At 69.8% G+C, this 19,352-nt stretch carries 23 protein-coding genes; 10 read left to right on the plus strand and 13 right to left on the minus strand.

The window, feature by feature from the left end; translation table 11 throughout:
• A partial coding sequence (locus tag VGL85_RS11340; protein ID WP_331589047.1) for a patatin-like phospholipase family protein occupies positions 1–798 on the plus strand: 798 nt, incomplete at its 5' end.
• Positions 799–865: 67 nt separating this feature from the next.
• Here VGL85_RS11340 and VGL85_RS11345 read toward each other — a convergent pair.
• Together VGL85_RS11345 and VGL85_RS11350 are read right to left on the minus strand one after the other, a co-directional pair.
• Positions 866–1,465 (minus strand): PEPxxWA-CTERM sorting domain-containing protein, encoded by a 600-nt coding sequence (locus VGL85_RS11345; protein ID WP_331589048.1) that lies wholly within the window; start codon positions 1,463–1,465, stop codon positions 866–868.
• Positions 1,466–1,594: 129 nt separating this feature from the next.
• On the minus strand, positions 1,595–2,773 hold the full coding sequence (locus VGL85_RS11350; protein WP_331589049.1) for a DegT/DnrJ/EryC1/StrS aminotransferase family protein: 1,179 nt from the start codon (positions 2,771–2,773) through the stop codon (positions 1,595–1,597).
• 147 nt (positions 2,774–2,920) lie between these two features.
• On the opposite strand from VGL85_RS11350, the gene VGL85_RS11355 reads away from it, so the two are divergent.
• Positions 2,921–3,268, plus strand: a complete 348-nt coding sequence (locus VGL85_RS11355) for a hypothetical protein (protein WP_331589050.1) — start codon at positions 2,921–2,923, stop codon at positions 3,266–3,268.
• On the opposite strand, the gene VGL85_RS11360 is transcribed toward VGL85_RS11355, so the two are convergent.
• From VGL85_RS11360 to VGL85_RS11400, 9 genes are all read right to left on the minus strand, one after another.
• Entirely contained in the window at positions 3,234–4,265 is a 1,032-nt protein-coding gene (locus VGL85_RS11360) for a helix-turn-helix transcriptional regulator (protein ID WP_331589051.1), read from the minus strand. The genes VGL85_RS11355 and VGL85_RS11360 overlap by 35 nt on opposite strands.
• Positions 4,266–4,358: 93 nt before the next feature.
• Positions 4,359–4,544, minus strand: coding sequence for a hypothetical protein (locus tag VGL85_RS11365; protein WP_331589052.1), 186 nt, complete (start codon positions 4,542–4,544; stop codon positions 4,359–4,361).
• Positions 4,545–4,557: 13 nt separating this feature from the next.
• Complete coding sequence (locus VGL85_RS11370) at positions 4,558–4,968, minus strand: hypothetical protein (protein ID WP_331589053.1); 411 nt, start codon at positions 4,966–4,968, stop codon at positions 4,558–4,560.
• A 23-nt stretch (positions 4,969–4,991) separates the two neighbouring features.
• On the minus strand, positions 4,992–5,936 hold the full coding sequence (locus VGL85_RS11375; RefSeq protein WP_331589054.1) for a TlpA disulfide reductase family protein: 945 nt from the start codon (positions 5,934–5,936) through the stop codon (positions 4,992–4,994).
• 136 nt (positions 5,937–6,072) lie between these two features.
• Positions 6,073–7,659, minus strand: a complete 1,587-nt coding sequence (locus tag VGL85_RS11380) for an AMP-binding protein (protein WP_331589055.1) — start codon at positions 7,657–7,659, stop codon at positions 6,073–6,075.
• A 159-nt stretch (positions 7,660–7,818) separates the two neighbouring features.
• Positions 7,819–8,424, minus strand: a complete 606-nt coding sequence (locus tag VGL85_RS11385) for a hypothetical protein (protein ID WP_331589056.1) — start codon at positions 8,422–8,424, stop codon at positions 7,819–7,821.
• An 84-nt stretch (positions 8,425–8,508) separates the two neighbouring features.
• Positions 8,509–8,919 carry a DUF2177 family protein gene (locus VGL85_RS11390; protein ID WP_331589057.1) on the minus strand — a complete coding sequence of 137 codons (411 nt, stop codon included), beginning with the start codon at positions 8,917–8,919 and terminating at the stop codon, positions 8,509–8,511.
• A 130-nt stretch (positions 8,920–9,049) separates the two neighbouring features.
• Complete coding sequence (locus VGL85_RS11395; protein ID WP_331589058.1) at positions 9,050–10,078, minus strand: cyclopropane-fatty-acyl-phospholipid synthase family protein; 1,029 nt, start codon at positions 10,076–10,078, stop codon at positions 9,050–9,052.
• Between the two features lie 9 nt (positions 10,079–10,087).
• A complete protein-coding gene (locus tag VGL85_RS11400) occupies positions 10,088–10,879 on the minus strand; it encodes a DUF1295 domain-containing protein (protein ID WP_331589059.1) in 792 nt (263 codons plus the stop codon).
• Between the two features lie 135 nt (positions 10,880–11,014).
• Between VGL85_RS11400 and VGL85_RS11405 the strand changes: the two genes are divergently transcribed.
• From VGL85_RS11405 to VGL85_RS11415, 3 genes are all read left to right on the plus strand, one after another.
• Positions 11,015–12,367 carry an NAD(P)/FAD-dependent oxidoreductase gene (locus tag VGL85_RS11405; protein WP_331589060.1) on the plus strand — a complete coding sequence of 451 codons (1,353 nt, stop codon included), beginning with the start codon at positions 11,015–11,017 and terminating at the stop codon, positions 12,365–12,367.
• On the plus strand, positions 12,364–13,137 hold the full coding sequence (locus VGL85_RS11410) for a DUF1365 domain-containing protein (RefSeq protein ID WP_331589061.1): 774 nt from the start codon (positions 12,364–12,366) through the stop codon (positions 13,135–13,137). The genes VGL85_RS11405 and VGL85_RS11410 overlap by 4 nt, the downstream gene beginning before the upstream one ends.
• A 110-nt stretch (positions 13,138–13,247) precedes the next feature.
• Positions 13,248–13,667 carry a hypothetical protein gene (locus tag VGL85_RS11415; RefSeq protein WP_331589062.1) on the plus strand — a complete coding sequence of 140 codons (420 nt, stop codon included), beginning with the start codon at positions 13,248–13,250 and terminating at the stop codon, positions 13,665–13,667.
• A gap of 208 nt (positions 13,668–13,875) precedes the next feature.
• On the opposite strand, the gene VGL85_RS11420 is transcribed toward VGL85_RS11415, so the two are convergent.
• A complete protein-coding gene (locus tag VGL85_RS11420) occupies positions 13,876–15,516 on the minus strand; it encodes a tetratricopeptide repeat protein (RefSeq protein WP_331589063.1) in 1,641 nt (546 codons plus the stop codon).
• A 171-nt stretch (positions 15,517–15,687) separates the two neighbouring features.
• Here VGL85_RS11420 and VGL85_RS11425 point away from each other — a divergent pair, with 171 nt between their 5' ends.
• From VGL85_RS11425 to VGL85_RS11440, 4 genes are read left to right on the plus strand one after another with little or no spacing between them, the layout of a single operon-like run.
• Positions 15,688–16,002 carry a hypothetical protein gene (locus VGL85_RS11425; protein ID WP_331589064.1) on the plus strand — a complete coding sequence of 105 codons (315 nt, stop codon included), beginning with the start codon at positions 15,688–15,690 and terminating at the stop codon, positions 16,000–16,002.
• Between the two features lie 45 nt (positions 16,003–16,047).
• Complete coding sequence (locus VGL85_RS11430; protein WP_331589065.1) at positions 16,048–16,647, plus strand: TetR/AcrR family transcriptional regulator; 600 nt, start codon at positions 16,048–16,050, stop codon at positions 16,645–16,647.
• A 44-nt stretch (positions 16,648–16,691) separates the two neighbouring features.
• Complete coding sequence (locus tag VGL85_RS11435; RefSeq protein ID WP_331589066.1) at positions 16,692–17,087, plus strand: DUF1761 domain-containing protein; 396 nt, start codon at positions 16,692–16,694, stop codon at positions 17,085–17,087.
• Positions 17,084–17,659: an SRPBCC domain-containing protein gene (locus VGL85_RS11440; protein WP_331589067.1), complete on the plus strand. Its 576-nt coding sequence runs from the start codon at positions 17,084–17,086 to the stop codon at positions 17,657–17,659. The genes VGL85_RS11435 and VGL85_RS11440 overlap by 4 nt, the downstream gene beginning before the upstream one ends.
• Positions 17,660–17,663: 4 nt before the next feature.
• On the opposite strand, the gene VGL85_RS11445 is transcribed toward VGL85_RS11440, so the two are convergent.
• Entirely contained in the window at positions 17,664–18,431 is a 768-nt protein-coding gene (locus tag VGL85_RS11445; RefSeq protein ID WP_331589068.1) for a class I SAM-dependent methyltransferase, read from the minus strand.
• A 133-nt stretch (positions 18,432–18,564) separates the two neighbouring features.
• Between VGL85_RS11445 and VGL85_RS11450 the strand changes: the two genes are divergently transcribed.
• Complete coding sequence (locus tag VGL85_RS11450; protein WP_331589069.1) at positions 18,565–19,260, plus strand: LemA family protein; 696 nt, start codon at positions 18,565–18,567, stop codon at positions 19,258–19,260.
• Positions 19,261–19,352: the final 92 nt, after the last annotated feature.

The following is a 19,352-nucleotide window of genomic DNA, read 5'->3' on the forward strand; positions in this document are numbered from 1 at the left end:
GACCTCGGCCGCGCGGACTTCGTCCTGGGCACTTCGGCGGGCTCGTTTGTCGGCGCCAGGCTTGCGATGGGCCAGCTGGCTGAAGACCTGGCCGAGCCGATCCTGGCGGAGGCCGAGCGCGCCCAGGCCCCGCGCGGCGGAGGGTCGGAGCGCCCGCCCGCCGACCTCGGCTTCCTGATGCAGAAGATGGCCGAAGCCCACGACGGGCTGCGCAATCCGGCCGAGGTGCGCGCCGAGATCGGGCAGTGGGCGCTCGAGGCCAAGACCATCGACGAGGCGACCTTCATCGCCAGCTTCGGCCGCAGCTTCGCGGGCCTGCCGGAGGGCTACTGGCCGGAGCGCGGCTACGCCTGCACGGCGGTGGACGCCGAGACCGGCGCCTTCCAGCTCTGGACCGCGAAGTCCGGCGTGGGCGTGGTGCGCGCGGTGGCCTCGAGCTGCAGCGTGCCGGGCGTCTATCCGCCGGTGACGCTGAACGGCCGCCGCTACATCGACGGCGGCATGCGCTCGTCCACCAACGCCGACATGGCGGCCGGCCATGATCTGGTGCTGGTGATCGCGGTGCGGCTCGGCGCGGCCGGCGGGGCGCTGGGCGAGCGGATCGCCGCCCGCTTCAACGAGGAGATCGAGACCCTGAAGGACGGCGGCGCCACGGTGGTCACCATCGCCCCGGACGAGGCCAGCATCGCCGCTTTCGGCCCCAACCTGATGGACTTCCGCCGCCGGCCGGACGCGGCCCGCGCCGGCGTGGCCCAGGGCCAGGCCTACGCCAAGGACCTCGCGCCCTACTGGGCCTGATCCGGCCCGCAACGAAGAAGGGCCGCCCCGTGGGACGGCCCTTACAGCGCTGTGAACCTCAGGGCGGTCAGGCGAGCGCGCGGCGGCGGCGCAGGGCCGCGCCCGCCAGGCCGAAGCCGCAGATCATCAGCGCCCAGGTCGCCGGCTCCGGCACGGTGACGCTGGTGACGCTCACATTGTCGAGCTCGTACCAGTCCTGCACTTCCCGACCGGCGAAGGACACCGTCGTCGCGTTGCTGGTCGCCGTCACGGCGAAGGAGAAGTGCGTGAAGTTGAAGTCGGCGTTGTCCACCTTGTTGAGCAGGGTGGCGCCGTCGAAGCTGGCCGAGAAATCGTTGGCGTCGAGGCCGATGTGCGCGAGGTCGAAGCTGAAGGTGTAGTCCTCCCCCGCCGTCGTCGCGATGACCTGGCTGAGCACATCGTCGCCATCGCCGAACGCCCCGAAGTTGGCGGTGTTGGGCGCGCTGAGAGCGCTGAAGAACGGAGGCGTGCCGACGAAGAAGTCCGAACCGCTAGCCGCCTGCGTGAGGGTCCAGCCGACCGGGGCGGCGGCCCCGGGGTTGTCGGCGTCGAAACCGCCGTTGACGATGAGTTCGCCCGCGTGGGCCGACGCGCCGGCGGCGAGCGCCACGGCGACCGTGGCCATGGCGATAAGCTTGCTGTTCATACTGCCCCCACTGAATGTACTGACACAACTGCGGGCTGCGACCTTACAAGGTTAATATTCGCCCGACAGGGGATTCAACCTGCGAGGGATTCCGTAGGGATTCCGGCCGCGGTCACGCCGGTCGGCAGCTCAGCCGTTGGCCTTCACGAAGGCGCGGATCGCCGCGGTGATCCGGTCCTGGTCGTCTTCCGTCAGGTACGGGTGCATCGGCAGGCTGATCACCCGGCCGGCCTTGGCCTCGGTCACCGGCAGGCCGCCCGGCGCGGTCGGATAGGCCGAATAGACGCCCTGCCTGTGGATCGGGATCGGATAGTAGACCGCGGTCGGAACGCCCTGCTCGCGCAGGTGGGGACCCAGCGCATCGCGGCCGCCCTTGGCGCCCTCCGGGACCTCGATGGTGTACTGCGCCCAGACGCTGACCCCGCCCTCGACGACCGTCGGCGTCTTCACCAGGTCCGAGAGGCCCGCGGCATAGCGGTCGGCGACGCGGTTGCGGGCCGCGATCTCGTCCTCGAAGATCTTCAGCTTCTCGATCAGGACGGCGGCCTGGATGGTGTCCATCCGCGAGTTCATCCCGATACGGACGTTCAGGTACTTCGGGTCGTGCTCGAAGCTCTTACCCTCGATGTCCGACTTCACCGCCTGGCCGTGGACGCGCAGGCTGACCAGCAGGTCGTGGAACCTGGCGTCCTTGGAAAGCACCGCGCCGCCGTCGCCGTAGCAGCCCAGCGGCTTGGCCGGGAAGAAGCTGGTGGTGGTGACGTCGGCCCAGTGGATCGGATGGTGGCCGCCGAGCGCGCAGCCGAAGCCCTGGGCGGAATCGCTGATCAGTTTCAGCCCGTGCTTGCGGGACACCCGCTGGATCGCCGGATAGTCGGCCGGCCCGCCGAACAGGTCGACGGCGATCACCGCGCGGGGATTGAGCTTGCCCTCGCGCTTCACCGCCTCGATCGCCGCCTGCAGGCTTTCCGGATCGAGGTTGTAGGTGTCCGGGTCGATGTCCACGAACACCGGCGAGGCGCCCACCAGCGGCATCACCTCGGCGGTCGCCGCGAAGGTGAAGGAGGGGCAGAACACCGCGTCGCCCGGTCCGATCCCCCAGGCCATCAACGGCAGCACCAGGGCCTCGGTGCCCGAACCGCAGGAAAGCGCATGCGGCGCCTGGCCGAACGCGGCGAGCTGGCGCTCGAACTCGGCGATCTCGGGCCCCATGATGTAGGCCCCCGAGCGCACGACCTTGAGGATCGCATCCTCCAGCGGCTGGCCCAGGCGCTTGCGCTGCGCCTGCAGGTCGATGAACGGGATCATGGGAGCACTCCGGCCGAACCTTGGCGAATTGGGCGCGGCCTATGCCATGCGTCGGGCGGCCAAGCCAAAACACGCTTGGTGTCGCGGTGTTTCGCAGCCCCGTCGCAGAGGGCATGCTAGGGTCGCGGCGGCCAAGGAGGAGACGGTATGGCGAAGTTCATCGCGCTCTACATGGGATCGGTGGAAGCCAACAGGCGCGGCGAGGCGAACCCGCCGACGCCGGAGCAGATCGGCCGCGGCATGGCGGCCTGGGGCCAGTGGATGGCCGACCACGCCGACATCGTCGTCGACGCCGGCGGGCCGCTCGGCAAGACCAAGCGGGTCTCCCCAAAGGGCATCGAAGACGCCAGCAACTTCGTGGCCGGCTACACCGTCATCGAGGCGGAGTCCGCCGAGGCGGCGGCCAGGCTGTTCGAGGGCCACCCGCATTTCTCGATCTTCCCGGGCGATAGCGTGGAGGTCATGCCGGTGATGCCGGTCCCGACCGGCCCTTAGCGCCCCTCGCGGCGTCCGTGGGGCCGTAGAGCCCCTTCATCTCCTCGACGATGTGGGCCATGTGCGCCCGCAGGTCCGGCGGGCCGAGCAGCTCGGCGTGCGGCCCCAGCTTCAGGATCTCGTCGGCGGCGTGGTCGAGGGAGTCGATCTCGATGGGGATGGTGACCGTGACCCAGCCCTGCGCGTCGGGCGGACCGGCGGTCTCCTCGGCCATGGCCTTGGCGGCGGCGCTGAGCCGCGGCAGGCGGCGCAGGCCCTCCGGCGACAGGCGCAGGACCGCCTGGCCGCGCTGGATGCGCGCCTCGAAATCGGCGGCCCAGGCGTTCCAGTAGGCCGGCAGGTCGAACCCAACGGGCCGTTCGAAGGCCTGCTCCGTCAGCGCCAGCGCCTCGATGGCGGAGACCCGATAGGTGCGCGGCTTGCCCCCGATCCCGTTCTCGCTGGCGGCGGCGACCAGGTACCAGACCCCAGCCTTGAGCGTCAGGCCGAGCGGCTGCAGCTCGCGGTCCACCGTGTCCGTCCAGCTCTCATAGCGGATGCGGATGATCCGGCTTCCCCAGACCGCCTCGGCGAGTTGCGGCAGGATGGCGATGGGCTCGGCGCCGCGGAACCAGCCGATGGGATCGAGGTGGAACCGCGCGCCCAGCCGCGGCTGCTCGCCCCTGGCCGGCAGCGCCGCCAGCAGCTTCAGCTGCGCCTGGGCCATGGCCTCGCCCAGCCCCAGGTCGGCCGCCGGGCCCGGCAGGCCGGAGAGAAACAGCGCCTCGGCCTCGGCCGCGGTCAGGCCGGTCAGCTTGGTGCGGTAGCCGTCCAGCAGCTGGAAGCCGCCGGTCCGGCCGCGGTCGGCGTAGACCGGCACCCCGGCCGCCGAAAGCTGGTCCACGTCGCGGTAGATGGTGCGGATCGAGACCTCGAACTCCTCGGCCAGCGCCTGGGCGGTCATCCGCCCACGGGTCTGCAGCAGCAAGAGGATCGACAGGAGGCGGCTGGCCTGCATGCGGTCAGCCTAGCGCGGAATAGTGACTCTGGGTGTCAGCTTTTCCCAGGCCTGCGCCAGCAGGCGATCGATCCGTCTTTTCCGCGTCCGGTCCTATCTTGCGTGGGGCGCGAACAGGGACAGCCCCAGCAGGGCGGCGCCGACCACGATCAGCAAAGCCCCGGCCTGAACGCTCTTTTCAGAGCCCTCCGTGCGGACCCATGTGCGGATGCCCACCAGGGCGAGCCCGGCGACAATCAGCACCGTTCCCATGATCGCGGACAGGTTTTGGACCGTCATCGCGTCCTCCTCGCTAGCGCCATCGATCGGCGGGCTTCGTCACATAGGTCGCGACCACGTATGGCCAGGGGATGAGAAGCGGAACGATCACCATCGCGGCCAGGCAGACGATGGTCTGCCGCTGCGTATAGGCGTCCACGTCGTGGGCGAGCCACCGCGGCAGTCCGATGGCGACGAGCCAGATCGCCTTCCAGACAAGTTCGAAGAAGAGCAACGGCGCCATCTGCAGCGGATGGCGAAGTCCCAGGACCGCCAGCACCGACATGGCCGCCAGCAGGCTGGAGGCCACGCCGTGCGATGAGGTCCAGCCCTCAGGGTGGATCAGGCCGGGCCATTCCGAGGAGGCCAGCCCTCCAAACAACACAAGGTAGCCGGCCCGCATCACGTTGAGCCGCAACGCCGAAACTTCGACCAGCTTTGGCATGCCCCCGCAGCTCCCCTCGATCGTCAGCTTTTCGGCGCGGCCAGCAGCTTGTCGATCCGCGCGGCCAGCGCCGGGACCAGGTGCTCCGAGGCGTCATAGCCGACGTGGGTGGCCGTCACCTGCCCGTCGGGGTCCAGGACGTAGAGGGTCGGCACCACCTTCAGGCCCAGGTTGACGCCGGCCTGCCCTTTCGAACGGCCGGGCGAGGGCACGTCGTCGATGGCGCTTTGCGGATCGAAGCCGTGGCGCTGGAGGAAGACGCGGGCCTTGTCGGCGTTGTCGCCGCTGTCGTTGGCGTTGATCGGGATGATCCGCACGCGCGGGTCGGTGGCGTACCGGCGCCGAAGGGCGGCGATCTGCGGCATCTCCGCCAGGCACGGCGTGCACCAGGTGGCCCAATAGGACAACACCACCACCTTGCCCTTCAGGTCGGCGGCGGTGACCGCCGTCCCGTCGTCGAGGTTGTGGAAGCTGAAGGGCGCGACGGTTCGCGTCTGGTCCACGAAGGCCCGCTGGTCGAGCACCCAGGGTGCGAGGAAGTTCGCGGCGACGCCGGCGATCGCCAGCCCACAGGCCGCCAGGCCAAGGGCCGGAACCCAGCGGTCCTGGCTGCGGACGGCCGCCGCCATGAGGAGTCCCATGGCCATCGCGCCCAGGATCAGGGCGAACTGCAGGTGATCGGTGAACGCGATCCGCTTCAGGCTCATCAGCGCCATCAGCGCGGCCGGCAGGACGAACAGCACCGCCATCCCCATCGGATCCGCCCGGCGTCCGCCGAAGGGCGCGACCAGGGACGCCAGGAAGAAGGCGACGTCGCCGACCAGCAGGATCGGCCGCAGGTCCTGCCGCCCCTGGGTGACGATGAAGCCCGCCAGGATCGCGGCCAGGCCGACCAGGCCCAGCAGGCCGCAGATCAGCCAGCGCAGGCCGGGCTTTCGCGCAAGGAACGCCGGGCGCGGCTCAGCCATGGTTATCCCCTTCCCCCGAAACGAGGCCAGGGAAGGGCGCATGACCTATTTGTGCAAATGAATAATAGGCAATCTGATGGCCGAGGCCGCGTAACGTCCCGGCCTAGACGTCCCCGACGGGCCTGGCGCGCGAGCGTCAAATCTGCCGCGCCCGGCCTTCCCAATAGGGGGCCCGGACCTTGTTGCGCTGGATCTTGCCGGCCTCGGAACGCGGCAGCTCGGTCACGAAGTCGACGCCGCGCGGGACCTTGAAACCCGGCAGGCTGGCGCGGGCGAAGTCGAGGATCTCCTGCGCCAGCGTGTCGGACGGCGCGTAGCCGTCCTTCAGCAGGATCACCGCGCGCACCTGCTCGCCCCATTCGTCGTGCGGGATGCCGACGGTGGATGAGTCCTCCACCGCCTCGTGCTTGATCAGTTCGTTGTCGATCTCCTGCGGGTAGATGTTCACCCCGCCGGAGATGATGGTCTCGGCGTCGCGGCCGGTGAGGAACAGGTAGTCGTCCTCGTCGTAGTAGCCGACGTCGCCCAGGGTGAAGTAGTCGCCCACCCGGCTCTTCTGGGTCTTGGCCTCGTCCTTGTAGTAGGTGAAGCCGCCGCCGGGCGGCAGCTGGTGATAGATCTTCCCCGGCATGCCGGGCGGCAGCTCATTGCCCTCGTCGTCGAGGATCTTGGAGCCGAGCAGCACCGGGCGCTTGCCGACGCTGCCGGGTTTCTTCAGCCACTCCTCGGCGGAGATCACGAAGCCCGCGCCGCCCTCGGAGCCGGCGTAGTACTCGTTCAGCACCGGGCCGAACCAGTCGATCATCGCCATCTTGACCTCGGGCGGGCAGGGCGCCGCGCCGTGGACGATGTACTTCACATGGCTGAGGTCGTGGGCCGCCTTGACCTCTTCCGGCAGCGCCAGCAGTCGCTGGAACATGATCGGGACGAGGTGCATGTGCGTCACGCGCTTGCCCTCGATGGTCTTCAGGATCCACTCCGAATCCCACTTGTCGGCGAACACCAGCTCGCAGCCCGCGCCCATCGATCCGCGCACGTCGAAGGCCAGCGGGGCGGCGTGGTAGGCGGGGCCCGCGCAGAGCTGCACCGAGGTCTCGTGGTCGTAGCCGCGCATGGCGTAGAGCGCCTGGATCGGCACGATCGGATTGGCGCGATAGACGCCCTTGGGCCGCCCCGTGGTGCCGGAGGTGTACATCATGGCGTTGCCGAGCGTCGGGTCTTCGATGTCCGAGCCGTCCAGCCCGGCCAGCGCCGCCTCGTAGCCCAGGAAGCCCGGCAGGCTGCCGCCGATCGCCACCTTGACCTTCAGCCCCGGGCACTGGGCCGCCGCGGCGGCCGATGCGCCGACCCGCGTGTCGAAGAAGCCGGCCTTGGCCTCGCAGTCACCCACGATGTAGGCGATCTCGTCGGCGGTCAGGTGCCAGTTGACCGGGGTGATCCGCCAGCCGGCGCGCTGGGTCGCGGCCAGCACCTCGACGAACTCGGCGCGGTTCGAGCAGACCAGGGCCACCGCGTCGCCGGGCTTCAGCCCCTGGGCGCGTAGCAGGCGCACGATGCGGTTGGCCTGGGCGTTGACCTTGCCCCAGCTGTGGGTCTTGCCGTCGGGATCGTGGATGAAGGTCGCGTCGGGCTTGAGGTCGGCCCAGACAGCGATGGTCATGCCCCGGGTCGCGGCCTCGTTCAGCCGGTCGTCCAGGCTCACGCGCTCCTTCACCTCGTCCATTCAATTCCTCCCGGCGCCGCAATGGGTGGCGCGCTGATGCTGTTGGAGGCGGCCGGAGGCGGGACGAAATAATCCGCGCCTGGCTCGGCGTTCCGGCGCCCTCGCGGCCACCATCACACGCCCCGAAGCAGGCGACAATTGGGAGGCGGTGCGGCCGTCCTAGCGGGGCTTGGCGCGCACCAGGTCGCAGATCCAGTTGACCTCCCAGGTCTTGCCGCCGTCGAGGGAAAAGGCCTGTTCCATGTGGGCGTCGTCCGGGCCCTTGTGGCCCCACTGGTAGCGCACCAGCACCATGCGGCCTTTCCAGTCCTGCTGGTTGTAGAACTCGCCGAGCCCGTCGTGGAACGCGCCCACGACCGCCGGCAGGTCCATGGTCCCGGCGGCGAGGTCGAAGCCATAGATGCTCCACTGGCGCGAGGTCGGGTTGTAGAGCCGCAGGGTCTGGGCGTGGATGTGCTTGATCGCGCCGGGCGGCGCGTTCGGGCTGTCGACCTCGAACTCCTCGAAATTCGCCGCCGAGCCCAGCACGGAGTGGTGGCTGTCCGTGCCGTCGTACTCGACCCAGGCGCTCGACCCCACCAGCCGGTCGGGCAGGCGCTTCACATGCGCCTTCCAGTCGCCCAGCAGGAAGTCGAAGTCGTGGGCGCCGTCGTGGGTCGCCGGCGCGGCGACCCGGGGCGGGAAGACGTGCGGCGGCAGGGGTTGGGCGGCGGCGGGCGCCGCGGCGATCAGCAGGGCGGCGGCGGTGATGGTCCGGATGAGCATGGGAAGCCTCGCATTGATGTCCGCGGGGCTTATGGCCGCCTAAAGCTGACAGCGAGCGTCAGGATTTATCCAGGGCCCGAAAAATCAGGGAAATCGCTTCTCCGCCCAACGCCAGACCAGCCCGCCGACGCTGGCGCCGACGCAGGTCAGGAAGGTCCCCCAGCAGAGGTCGATCGCGGTGATCTTCGTCGCCCACACCTTCAGCGTCGCCTGGTTGGTGAGGTCGTAGGTGGCGTAGGCGAAGGCGCCCAGGATCGCCCCGGTCAGGGCGGTCCTGCCAAGGCTCGCCGCCCGGTTCGGCAGGATGGCCAGCAGCAGGATCCCCAGGACGTAGGCCAGGTAGAAGACCGCCGCGGCCGACAGGTTCGGCTGGTCGGCCAGCGCATAGTCCAGCAGCGGCCGGTAGACCCTCTGCCCGGCCACGGTCAGGTAGATCGCATCCAGGATGGCGACGGCGACGCCGGTCCCCAGGTAGGTGATCGCGTACTTGAGCATCTCACTCTCAATCCACCGTCATGGCCGGGCTTGTCCCGGCCACCCATGAACACCGAATATCCGGAGAGAACCTCGAACGCTCGCGTTTATGGATCCCCGGGACAAGCCCGGGGATGACGGATCGAAGGGGCTAGGAGGGCCGCAATCTGTAGTGGCTCACGCCCCACTCGTCCCCGCCGCGATGGCCGAACAGGCCGGCGGTGGCCAGGAAGAACAGCCGCCAGCGCCGGCGCCACAGCACCGCCTTGTCGCCGTAGACCGCCCGCAGCACCGGATCGATCTCGGCGCGGTTCCGGTCGAAGTTCTCCAGCCAGTGCAGCGCGGTCTTCTCGTAGTGGGTCCCGCTCCAGCGCCAGTCCTCTTCCACCTCGAAGAGGTCGGGGAACTGCCGCATCAGCTTGTGGCTAGGCATCACGCCGCCGGCGAAGAAGTGCTGGGCGATCCAGTCCGCCTCGTTTTCGACGTCGAAGCGGTAGGGGCCGGTCTTGTGGGTGAAGATGTGGACGAACAGCCGCCCGTCCGGCTTCAGCCAGGTCTTCACGCGGCCCAGCAGGGCGCGCCAGTTGGCCATGTGCTCGAACATCTCGACGCTGACGACCCGGTCGTAGGCGCCGCGTTCCGATGGCGCGAAGTCGTTCATGTCGGCGGTGACCACCGTCAGGTTCGCCAGCCCCTCGGCGGCGGCCTTGGCCCGGATGAACGCGCCCTGGCTCGCCGAATTGGAGACCGACGTGATTTTCGAATTGGGGTAGTGGCGCGCCATCCACAGCGACAGCGAGCCCCAGCCGCAGCCCAGTTCCAGGATCGCGTGGCCGTCCGCAAGGCCGGCGTGGGCGCAGGTCTCGGCCAGCGCGCGGGCCTCCGCCTGGCCTAGGTCGTCGCCCGGCTCGTAGAGGCAGGAGGAGTATTTCAGGTTCGGGCCCAGGCAGTTCAGGAAGAACTCGGCCGGCACCTCATAGTGCTGCTCGTTGGCCGCGTCGGTGTGCTCGGCGATCGGACGGGTGGCCATCTCGCGGGCGAATTGGGCGTCGGTGTCGGGCCCGGCCGCGGCGGCCTGCCGGCGCGCGCCGGACACCAGGAATTCGATGGCCGCCTTGCGGACCGGGTCGGGAAGCGAGGCGCCCTCGAACGCGAGCAGGGCGGCGGAGACGAGACTCATGCGGGTCCTTCAGGGAGCTCTGGGCGGCAAGGGCACGAAGGCGCTGACCCGCGCCTGGTAGTCGCGATAGGCCTCGCCCTTGGAGGCGAGCTGCGCCTCTTCGAGCGGCGGGATTCCGCTGACCCTGGTGAGCAGCAGGAACATCACCACCGGCGCGCTCAGGCTGAGCCAGGTGACCGGCTGGGCGAGCTGCAGGCCGATGGCCGGATAGGCCAGCCAGCCCAGCCATTCGAAGAAATAGTTCGGATGCCGCGACCAGCCCCACAGGCCGACCTCGGCCACCTTGCCCTTGTTCGCGGGCGCGGCCTTGAAGCGGCGCATCTGCTCGTCGGCCACGCCTTCGCCGGCGATGGCGGCGGCGAAGATCGCCAGGCCGATGGCGTCCCGCAGGCCCAGCGGCCCGGGCGCGGCGGCGGCGATCAGCACCGACAGGGACAGCAAGGCCGTGGCCGGCGCCTGCGGCAGGGTCACGAACAGCATGTTGCGCGCGTAGTCCTTGCCCCAGTCGGCGCGGAACCTGGCGTAGCGGGGGTCCTCGTGATGGGCGACGCGCGGGGCCAGGTAGCCGCCCAGGCGGATCGCCCAGACCACCACCAGCATGGCGACGAGATATCGGCGCGCCGGCGGCGCATCGAAGCCGGATATCGACCCCATCGCGGCGCCGGCCATCACGATCCCGGAACCGAAGGTCCAGAAGACGTCCGTCCAGCCGCCGTTGCGCGTTGACAGGCCAAATGCCCACGCGCCCAGCATCACGACCGTTATCAAGCCGAGCACCGTTAGGCTCAGGACCCAGAGCATGCCGGAGGCACTTTCCACTTTGGCGATACGCGGTCATACCTTGGCCCGGATGCATCCGCTGGGGGAAGCCTCCCGTAGCTCAAAGAGGCGCGCTATCCCCGGGGGACGCGCCTGCGTTGGCCAAGGGGTTCAGGCGTGTTCGATACCGATGAACGTCGTCTACGGGTCGCAGTCGTAGGGGGCGGGATCGCCGGCCTGTCCGCAGCGTGGCTCCTGTCGCGCAAGCACGAGGTGGTGCTGTTCGAGGCCGACGGCCGGCTGGGCGGCCACGCCAATACCGCCGAGGCGCCGAACCATCAGGGCGGCGTGACGCCCGTCGACACCGGCTTCATCGTCTACAACGAACCGAACTATCCGAACTTCACCGCCCTGCTGGGCCACCTGGGCGTCGCCTCGATCCCCGCGGACATGTCGCTGTCGGTCAGCCTGGACGACGGCGGCTTCGAATATTCCAGCTTCGGCATGGCCGGGGTGTTCGCCCAGAAGCGCAACATCTTCTCCGCCCGGTTCTGGGGCATGCTGCGCGACGTCATCCGCTTCTATCGTCACGGGCCGAAGGACCTGGCCGCGCTCGAGGCGCCGCTGACGTCGCTGGACGACTACCTGGCCCAGAAGGGCTACTGCCAGGCGTTCCGCGACGACCACCTGCTGCCGCAGGCCGCGGCCATCTGGTCGACGCCGCTGGCCGCCATCGGCGCCTATCCGGCCGCCGCCCTGATCCGCTTCTTCCAGAACCACGGGATGATGAGCGTCTTCGGCCGCGGCCTTTGGCGCACGGTCGAAGGCGGCAGCCGCGCCTATGTCCGCCAACTGACGCAAGCCTTCCAGGGCGAGGCGCGCACCGGCGTGCGGGTCACCGGCGTCAAGCGCCTGGCGGGCGGCGCCGAGGTGCGCGACGTCACCGGCCATGTGGAGCGTTTCGACGAGGTGGTGATCGCCGCCCACGGCGACACCGCGCTCAGCCTGCTCGACGATCCGACGGCGGAGGAGAAGCGCGTGCTCGGCTGCTTCAAATACAGCCGCAACCTGACGGTGCTGCACACCGACAAGAGCCTGATGCCCAAGCGCAAGGCGGCCTGGTCGAGCTGGAACCACATCGGCCGGCGCAACGACGCCGAGGACGGCTGCGTCACCTACTGGATGAACCGGCTGCAGAGCCTGAAGTCCGACCACGACCTGTTCGTCACCCTGAAGCCCACCCGGCCGATCGCGCCCGAGGCGGTGATCAAGACCGAGGTCTATGAGCATCCGCTGTTCGACGCCGGCGCCATCGCCGCCCAGCGCGAGCTGTGGGGCCTGCAGGGCGCCAGGCACACCTGGTTCTGCGGCTCCTACTTCGGCCACGGCTTCCACGAGGACGCCCTGCAGGCCGGGCTGGCGGTGGCCGAACAGCTGGGCGGCGTGCGCCGTCCCTGGACGGTCGATGGCGAGAGCGGCCGCATCCACGTGACCGGCCGGCTCTCAGCCTCGGTGGAGGCCGCGGCGTGACCCTGGCGTCCGGGCTCTATGCGGGCCTGGTCAGCCACAACCGGCTGAAGCCGCGGCCGCACAAGCTCGCCTACAGGATCTTCATGCTGCTGGTCGACCTGGACGAACTGCCCGGCCTTCGGCTGAAGACCCTGGGCGTCGGCCGCTTCAACCTGTTCGGCTTCGACGAGCGCCGCTTCGGCGACGGCTCCGGGCGGCCGCTGAAGGCGCAGGTCGAGGCCATGCTCACCGACGCCGGCCTGCCCACCGGCGGGCCGATCCGCATGCTGGCCATGCCGCAGATTCTCGGCCGGGCGTTCAATCCGCTGACGGTCTATTTCTGCTACGCCGCCAACCGCACGCTCTCGGCCATCCTCTACGAGGTGAACAACACCTTCGGCGAGCGGCACGGCTACCTGATCCCGGCGCCCAACGCCGCCCTGATCCGGCAGGACTGCGCCAAGGGCTTCTACGTCTCGCCGTTCATGGACATGGGCCTGTCCTACAGCTTCAAGATCCTGCGGCCCGAGGCGCGCGTGCTGGTCTCCGTCGACACCGCCGACGCCGAGGGCCTGGTGCTGGCGGCGAGCTTCGCCGGCGAGCGGCGCGAGCTGACGGATCGCGAACTCGTCCGCGCCTGGCTAACCCATCCGTGGATGACCATCGGGACCATGGCCGCCATCCACTGGGAAGCGCTGTTCATCTGGCTGAAGGGCGAGAAGGTCCGCACGCGGCCGAAGCCGCCGGAACGCTTCGTCACCGTCGCGCCCCCGGCGAAGCTCGCGGCCTAGGTCACAGCGTCCGCAACGGGTGGAAGTCGGACATTGGCTCCGGCAATGTGAGACGACGACCGAACCCCCTCCACGTACGTCAGCATGGTCGCGCCTTAGAGGTCTCCCCGATGCGTATGCTTGCCTTCACCGTCGCCGCGAGCCTCTGCATCGCGGGCAGCTCGGTCGCTGCGGTCCTCATGAGCGTGACGGACGAGATGCAGGCTCTGGTGGACCCCGCGAGCAATACGGTCTTTGCGCTGGCCGGCGAAGTAGACCCCGTCAATGGCCCCGGCTTGAAGGTCTCCCAGGAACGATGGGAGCAGGCTCTCTTGGCCACCCAGATTCTGAAAAAGGCTGCAAGCAATCTCAATGGTCCGCAGAAGCAACCGGGGGACGTCTGGACAAAGTCCGCCGCCGACTTCGCCAGGCTGTCGGACGATGCCGAAAACGCTGCCGGCAAAGAAGACGCCGCAGCCTTCGCCAAGGCCGCCAACGATCTCGGCGACACCTGCACGTCCTGCCACAACAGGCACAAGAGACAGAAATAGGGCGAGCCCAGGCGCCTGCCGCGACGTCCGTATAGGGTCGCCAGCCGAGGTCATGGCTGATCGTCCCTTCGGTCAGACCGAGCCATAGATCTCATGGCGGCCAATTTGCCTTTCCGAGGCCGGAAGGCCCGCATCTATCGTGAGATTTAAGGCGGGAAGCGCCCATGAGAGCGTCCGCCTACATTCAGATGATTCCCGGCCCCCGGGGCTAGCTAGGCCGTCCCGCCCGGCTCAGCAGCAGGCGGCTGAAGGCCTTGCGGATCGGCGGCACGTGGCGGTGCTTGTAGGGGAACATCGCCGCCGGCTCGTCCAGGTGCAGCAGCACGCAGGCGTTGGCCTCGAACAGCACCACCTGGTCGTCGCCTCTCTCTTCATCGCCGGTGATCGCGCAATCGATCCCGCCGTAGTCGAGGCCGAGGCGGTCGCAGACCGCCTGCACCGCCCCCGTGCGCCGGGGCCCGAACACCGCGCGCCAGTCGGCCAGGAATTCCGCCTCCTCCGCCCGCTTCCAGGCATGCTGGGCCGGATGGGCGCGCCAGTAGTGGGCCAGCCAGTCCTCGGTGATCGCCAGGTGGAAGGCGAACACCTCGCCGCCCACGAAGATCAGCCGGTACTTGCGCCAGAAGCCGTCGGGCGAGCGGGTCTCCACGTAGGGCGTGACCAGCAGCCGCTCGGGCGGCTCGCTCGCGAGATAGGCGGCGCGGTCGGCCGGGTTGCGCAGCAGGACCAGGTTCTCGCCGCCGTGGTCGCCGGCCGGGCGGACCAGCATCGGCGCGGTGAGCGGCAGGGCCGCGAGCTCGGCCGGCGAGGCCCGTGTCACCGGCGGCGCCACCAGGCCGTCGACGCCGTCGAACAGCACCGCGGCGTTCTCCCGGCCGGTCTGGCGGATGCGGGCCGGCGGGTTCAGCACCGGCTTGCCGAGCTCGGCCAGCAGGGCCTCGGCGGTGGCCAGCTGGCCGAAGCGGTCGCGGTCGATGTCGCCCAGCGCGCAGAACACCACCTCGGCCGCCGCCAGCTGCGCGTGCGTCACCGCCCCCAGAGGGGCGTCGGCCTGGGCCGGCGAGAGCAGGGAGAGCGAGCCCACGGCGAAGGTCTCGGTGTCGAGCAGGTAGCGGGTGGGCACGTGGCCGCCGCCCACCGCGCCCAGCATCAGCACCACTGGCGCGCCGGGATCGGTCCGCCCGCTCATCTGCAGGCCGGCGCGGCGGGAGAGCGCGTCGCGCAGCGCGGTCGCCTCGTCCGGCCGCTTGAGGCCGTCGAGGATCGCCGCCAGCCGCTCCACGCCGTCGGCGTCGGCGCCGCCCAGCCGCAGCGCCTGGCGCGCCGGCGCCTCCGCCTCGGCCAGGCGCTTCAGGGCGACCAGGGTGCGGGCCCGGTTGGCGTGCGAGGGCGCGTGGTCGGGGTCGGCGGCCACCGCCCGGTCGAAGGCGGCGAGCGCGTCCTCGTGGCGGGCGAGCTCGAACAGGGCGACGCCCAGGTCGTTGTGGATCGGCGAGAGGTCGGGGCGCTGCGCGGCGGCGCGGCCCAGCAGGTCGGCGGCCTCCAGGTCGTCGCCGGCCGCCGCGCGCAGCCGCCCCAGCGCCAGCAGGCTGGACGCGCTTCTGGGCTCCAGCGTCAGGTGGCGGCGCAACGCCGCCTCGGCGGTCGCCGGGTCCGGCCCGTCGGCCAGGATCAGCGCCAGCATGCCCAGCGCGCGCGGATGGTCCGGCTCGTGCGCCAGGACCTCGCGGTAGATGGCTTCCGCCTCGGCGGGCCGGCCTTCGGCATGCAGCCGCAGGCCCCGGTTCAGGGCCGTGGCGGTGTCCCAGCCTTGGGCGCTCAGGTCCATGATCGGCGGCTCACGCGGCACCTGCCCATCCCGCCACGAGTCCCATGCGGGGGGATTTCGGCACTTCGCCAAGGCTGTCATGATTCCGTAACAGCGGTCAGTGGCGGATCGCTGTTATTCAGAATGCGCGGTTCGGGCGGGACGTCGTCCGCCGCCGCCTGTACGCTCCGGCTCGCGTCAGGAGGATCAAGCATGGGCGATCCATGGTTCCGGCCCAAGGCCATCGGCGTCGGCTACACACCGGCGAACGCCAAGGGCTGGCTCTCGCTGCTGGTCTTCGTCGTCCTGCTGGCCGCCACCGTGGTCCTGACCAGCGATCCGTCGCAGGCGCATCCGCCGAGCGCCGCCGAGGGCCTGGCCCATCTGAAGGCCGAGCTGGGCCTGGGCGGCGTCCAGCTGACGCTGCCGGGCCGCGTGCTGGCCGTCGGCGCGGAGATCGTGGTCTTCGCGCTCTTCGCCTGGTGGAAGAGCGGGCCGCGGCCGGAGCCGCCCGCTACGCTTGACTGATCGTTCAAGCGGAGTCTTGATGGAGCGATCAACCAAGGACTCTCCATGCCGATCGACACGCGCCTGCGCATCCTCATCGCGGCGATGGAGCTGTTCTCGGAGAAGGGCTACGGCTCGACCTCGATCGCCGACATCCTGAGCCGCAGCCAGGCGAACTCCGGCAGCCTCTATCACTTCTTCCCCGGCAAGCAGGACGTGCTGCTGGGCGTGCTGGAGCTCTATCGCGACGGCATCCACCGGATGCTGCTGGAACCCGCCTGGCAGGGGGTGGATGATCCTATCGCGCGGATCTTCGCCCTGATGGACCGCTATCGCGGCGCGCTGCTGGAAAGCGAGTGCGTCTACGGTTGCCCGATCGGCAGCCTGGCGCTGGAGCTGCATGAGCCGGACCCGCCGGTGCGCGCCCTGCTGGCCCAGAACTTCAACGCCTGGACCCGCGCCATCGGCGGCTGCCTGGAGGCGGCGGGAACCAGGTTGCCCCGCGGGACCGACGTCGCGGCCCTGGCCGAGTTTATCCTGACCGCCATGGAGGGCGGCGTCATGCAGGCGCGGACCCATCGCGACATCGCCTATTTCGACCGCAACATCGCCGAGCTTCGCCGCCACCTCGACCTGCTCGCCGAGCGCGCCCAGATGGCCGCTTGAATGGCGGCGGCCTGATCCGGATCATCAAAGGGGGGACTTCAGACATGCCACATGTGAACTGGTTGGCCGTCCTGGCCGCGGCGGCGGCGAGCTTCGTGCTCGGCGGCGCCTGGTACTCGGGCCTGTTCGCCAAGCCCTGGCAGGCCGCCGCCGGGGTCAGCGACGAGCAGATGAAAAGCGGATCGCGGCCGGTGATGTTCGCCATCGCCTTCATCCTGGCCCTGGTCCAGTCGGCGGTCTTCGCCATGTTCCTGGGCCCGGACGTGACCCTCATGTTCGGCGTGGGCGCGGGCTTCGCGGCCGGCCTCGGCTGGGTCGCGACGGGTCTGGCGCTGACCTACGTCTTCGAGCGGCGCCCGCTATCCCTGGCCCTGATCAACGGCGGCTACGCGACCCTGCAGTTCACGATCATCGGGGCGATTCTGGGGGCCTGGCGTTGAGGCGCCTTCTGGCCCTCGCCGCGACAGCCCTGACGATCGCGACGACCGCCGCCCACGCCCAGGCGACCAAGGCCGACCTGGCCGCGGTGCGCGACACCTCCAGCGTCGAGCCGACCGGGGCGCGCCTGCTGCAGGACACGGTGCGGATCAAGGCGCCCGCCGCCGTTGTCTGGAAGGCGCTCACCGACCAGGGCGCCTATCGCGCCTGGGCCGCGCCGGTCAGCTTCATCGACTTCCGGGTGGGCGGGCTGATCGAGGTATCGTTCGACCCCAAGGGCAGGCCGGGCGATCCGTCGAACCTGAAGCAGAAGATCACGTCCTATGTGCCGCAGCGGCTGATCACCTTCCAGAACCAGCCGGCGCCGGTCGGCCCGCCGGGGCATGAGGTCTATCCGCAGCTGGCCATCGTCATGGAGCTGAAGCCGGTGGGCGGCGGCGAGACCGAGGTGGCGCTGTCGCAGGTGGGGTATCGTGACGGGGCGGCCTTCGACGCCCTCTACGGCTTCTTCAAGGCCCACAATCCGGAGTACCTGGCCGACCTCAAGGCCTACTGCGAGCGCCGGCCGAAGTAGGCTCCTAGGCCTTCAGGAACACGTGGATTTCGCCCACCCCGCCCAGCGGCACGGGCTCGCGATCGACGGCCAGGCCGGCGGGCGCGGCCAGGGGCTCCGGGTCGGTCAGATAGTAGGTCAGCCGCTCGGCGGAGCGGCGCAGCACGCCGCCGCGCGCGTCCAGCTCGACATATTCCAGCACCTGGTCGAGGCGGCCCACCTCCTCGCGGAACTCCCGCTGCAGGACGAAGAGTTGCAGCCGCCCGCCGCTGGGCGTCGGCTCGTCCAGAACGGGAGCCTCCGGATTGTCGGGGCCCGGCAGGCGCATGATCTCGGCGAGCGGCAGGTGGAAGGCCGCCAGCCCGCCCGGCTTCAGGTGCTTGGCGGCGGTCAGGAAGGTGTTCTTCCAGGCCATGCCGCGCGGCACGTGGGCCAGGGTGAAATAGGGGCAGATCACCAGGTCGAAGGTCCGGCCGAGGTCGATCGCGGTCATGTCGCCGCGCTTCAGTTCGATCCGGCCGGCGACATGCGACGGCAGCTCCGCCAGCTTGGCCTGCGCCTGGGCCAGCATGGCGGGCGCGATATCCACGCCGGTCACCCGGAAGCCCTTTTCGGCGAGGGCGATGGCGAGCCGGCCGGTGCCCACCCCCAGCTCCAGGATGGTCCCGCCGGGCGGGGCCAGGCGCGCATAGACGTCCAGGTCGCCCTCGAGCCGGCGGTCGGCGGCGGTCACCGTGTCGTAGAAGGCCGCGCTCAGGCCCTTTTCGGCATAGTAGGGGCGCGTCTGCGCCATGCGATCTCCCGGGAAAATCTATCGCCTTACGGAACTGTCATGCCCGATCACGTTGCGCCGGATCAACGGCGGGGCCAAATATCGGTGTATGACCGAGCTCGCACATGAGCTTCCGGGGGAGCCTAGACCGAACGTGACCCGCCTTACGACCCGCCTTGCGCGCGCCGTCCTGATCGTCGCCGCGTCATTCACCCTCGCCGCCTGCGGCTACAACGCCATCCCCACCAAGCAGGTGGCCGCCCAGACCGCCTGGGCCGAGGTGCAGAACCAGTATCAGCGCCGCAGCGACCTGATCCCCAACCTGGTGGCCACCGTGAAGGGCTACGCCACCCAGGAACAGCGGACCCTGGTGGAAGTCACCGAGGCCCGCGCCTCGGCGACCCAGGTGAAGGTCGACGCCTCGACCATCTCCAACCCCGCCCAGTTCCAGGCCTATCAGCAGGCGCAGGACAAGCTGTCGGGCGTGCTTGGCCGGCTGATGCTGATCCAGGAGAAGTATCCGGAGCTGAAGTCGAACGAGAACTTCATGGCGCTGCAGAGCCAGCTCGAGGGCACCGAGAACCGCATCGCGATCGCGCGGCGCGACTACAACCAGGCCGTCCAGGACTACAACACGACCCTGGTGACCTTCCCGCAGATCCTGTGGGCGAAGAGCCTGCACTCGGACGCCAAGCCGATGCAGCTGTTCACCGCCAGCGCCGCGGCCCAGGGCGCGCCCAGCGTCAGCTTCGACACCAGCGCGCCGCCGCCGCCCGCCGGCACGGCGCCCGCCGCACCGCCGCCCGGCGCCGCTCCCGGCAGCGCGCCGCCCTCGCCGCCGAGCAAATAGGTGATCCTCAGCCTCAGCTCCTCCCCTGTCGCGAAGACGACGGGGGAGGTGTCAGCGGAGCTGACGGAGGGGGTCTTGCGATCCGCTCGCCC

The sequence above is a fragment of the Phenylobacterium sp. genome, assembly GCF_036501465.1.
GTDB lineage: Bacteria > Pseudomonadota > Alphaproteobacteria > Caulobacterales > Caulobacteraceae > Phenylobacterium.

Bases quoted from the DNA above. Each gene is read 5' to 3' on its own strand.
- VGL85_RS11390 (WP_331589057.1), bottom strand. From the start codon at position 8,919: ATGCTCAAGTACGCGATCACCTACCTGGGGACCGGCGTCGCCGTCGCC.
- VGL85_RS11395 (WP_331589058.1), bottom strand. From the start codon at position 10,078: ATGAGTCTCGTCTCCGCCGCCCTGCTCGCGTTCGAGGGCGCCTCGCTT.
- VGL85_RS11375 (WP_331589054.1), bottom strand. From the start codon at position 5,936: ATGGCTGAGCCGCGCCCGGCGTTCCTTGCGCGAAAGCCCGGCCTGCGC.
- VGL85_RS11415 (WP_331589062.1), top strand. From the start codon at position 13,248: ATGCGTATGCTTGCCTTCACCGTCGCCGCGAGCCTCTGCATCGCGGGC.
- VGL85_RS11355 (WP_331589050.1), top strand. From the start codon at position 2,921: ATGGCGAAGTTCATCGCGCTCTACATGGGATCGGTGGAAGCCAACAGG.
- VGL85_RS11350 (WP_331589049.1), bottom strand. From the start codon at position 2,773: ATGATCCCGTTCATCGACCTGCAGGCGCAGCGCAAGCGCCTGGGCCAG.
- VGL85_RS11425 (WP_331589064.1), top strand. From the start codon at position 15,688: ATGGGCGATCCATGGTTCCGGCCCAAGGCCATCGGCGTCGGCTACACA.
- VGL85_RS11370 (WP_331589053.1), bottom strand. From the start codon at position 4,968: ATGCCAAAGCTGGTCGAAGTTTCGGCGTTGCGGCTCAACGTGATGCGG.
- VGL85_RS11360 (WP_331589051.1), bottom strand. From the start codon at position 4,265: ATGCAGGCCAGCCGCCTCCTGTCGATCCTCTTGCTGCTGCAGACCCGT.
- VGL85_RS11365 (WP_331589052.1), bottom strand. From the start codon at position 4,544: ATGACGGTCCAAAACCTGTCCGCGATCATGGGAACGGTGCTGATTGTC.
- VGL85_RS11345 (WP_331589048.1), bottom strand. From the start codon at position 1,465: ATGAACAGCAAGCTTATCGCCATGGCCACGGTCGCCGTGGCGCTCGCC.
- VGL85_RS11430 (WP_331589065.1), top strand. From the start codon at position 16,048: ATGCCGATCGACACGCGCCTGCGCATCCTCATCGCGGCGATGGAGCTG.
- VGL85_RS11380 (WP_331589055.1), bottom strand. From the start codon at position 7,659: ATGGACGAGGTGAAGGAGCGCGTGAGCCTGGACGACCGGCTGAACGAG.
- VGL85_RS11445 (WP_331589068.1), bottom strand. From the start codon at position 18,431: ATGGCGCAGACGCGCCCCTACTATGCCGAAAAGGGCCTGAGCGCGGCC.
- VGL85_RS11385 (WP_331589056.1), bottom strand. From the start codon at position 8,424: ATGCTCATCCGGACCATCACCGCCGCCGCCCTGCTGATCGCCGCGGCG.
- VGL85_RS11400 (WP_331589059.1), bottom strand. From the start codon at position 10,879: ATGCTCTGGGTCCTGAGCCTAACGGTGCTCGGCTTGATAACGGTCGTG.
- VGL85_RS11435 (WP_331589066.1), top strand. From the start codon at position 16,692: ATGCCACATGTGAACTGGTTGGCCGTCCTGGCCGCGGCGGCGGCGAGC.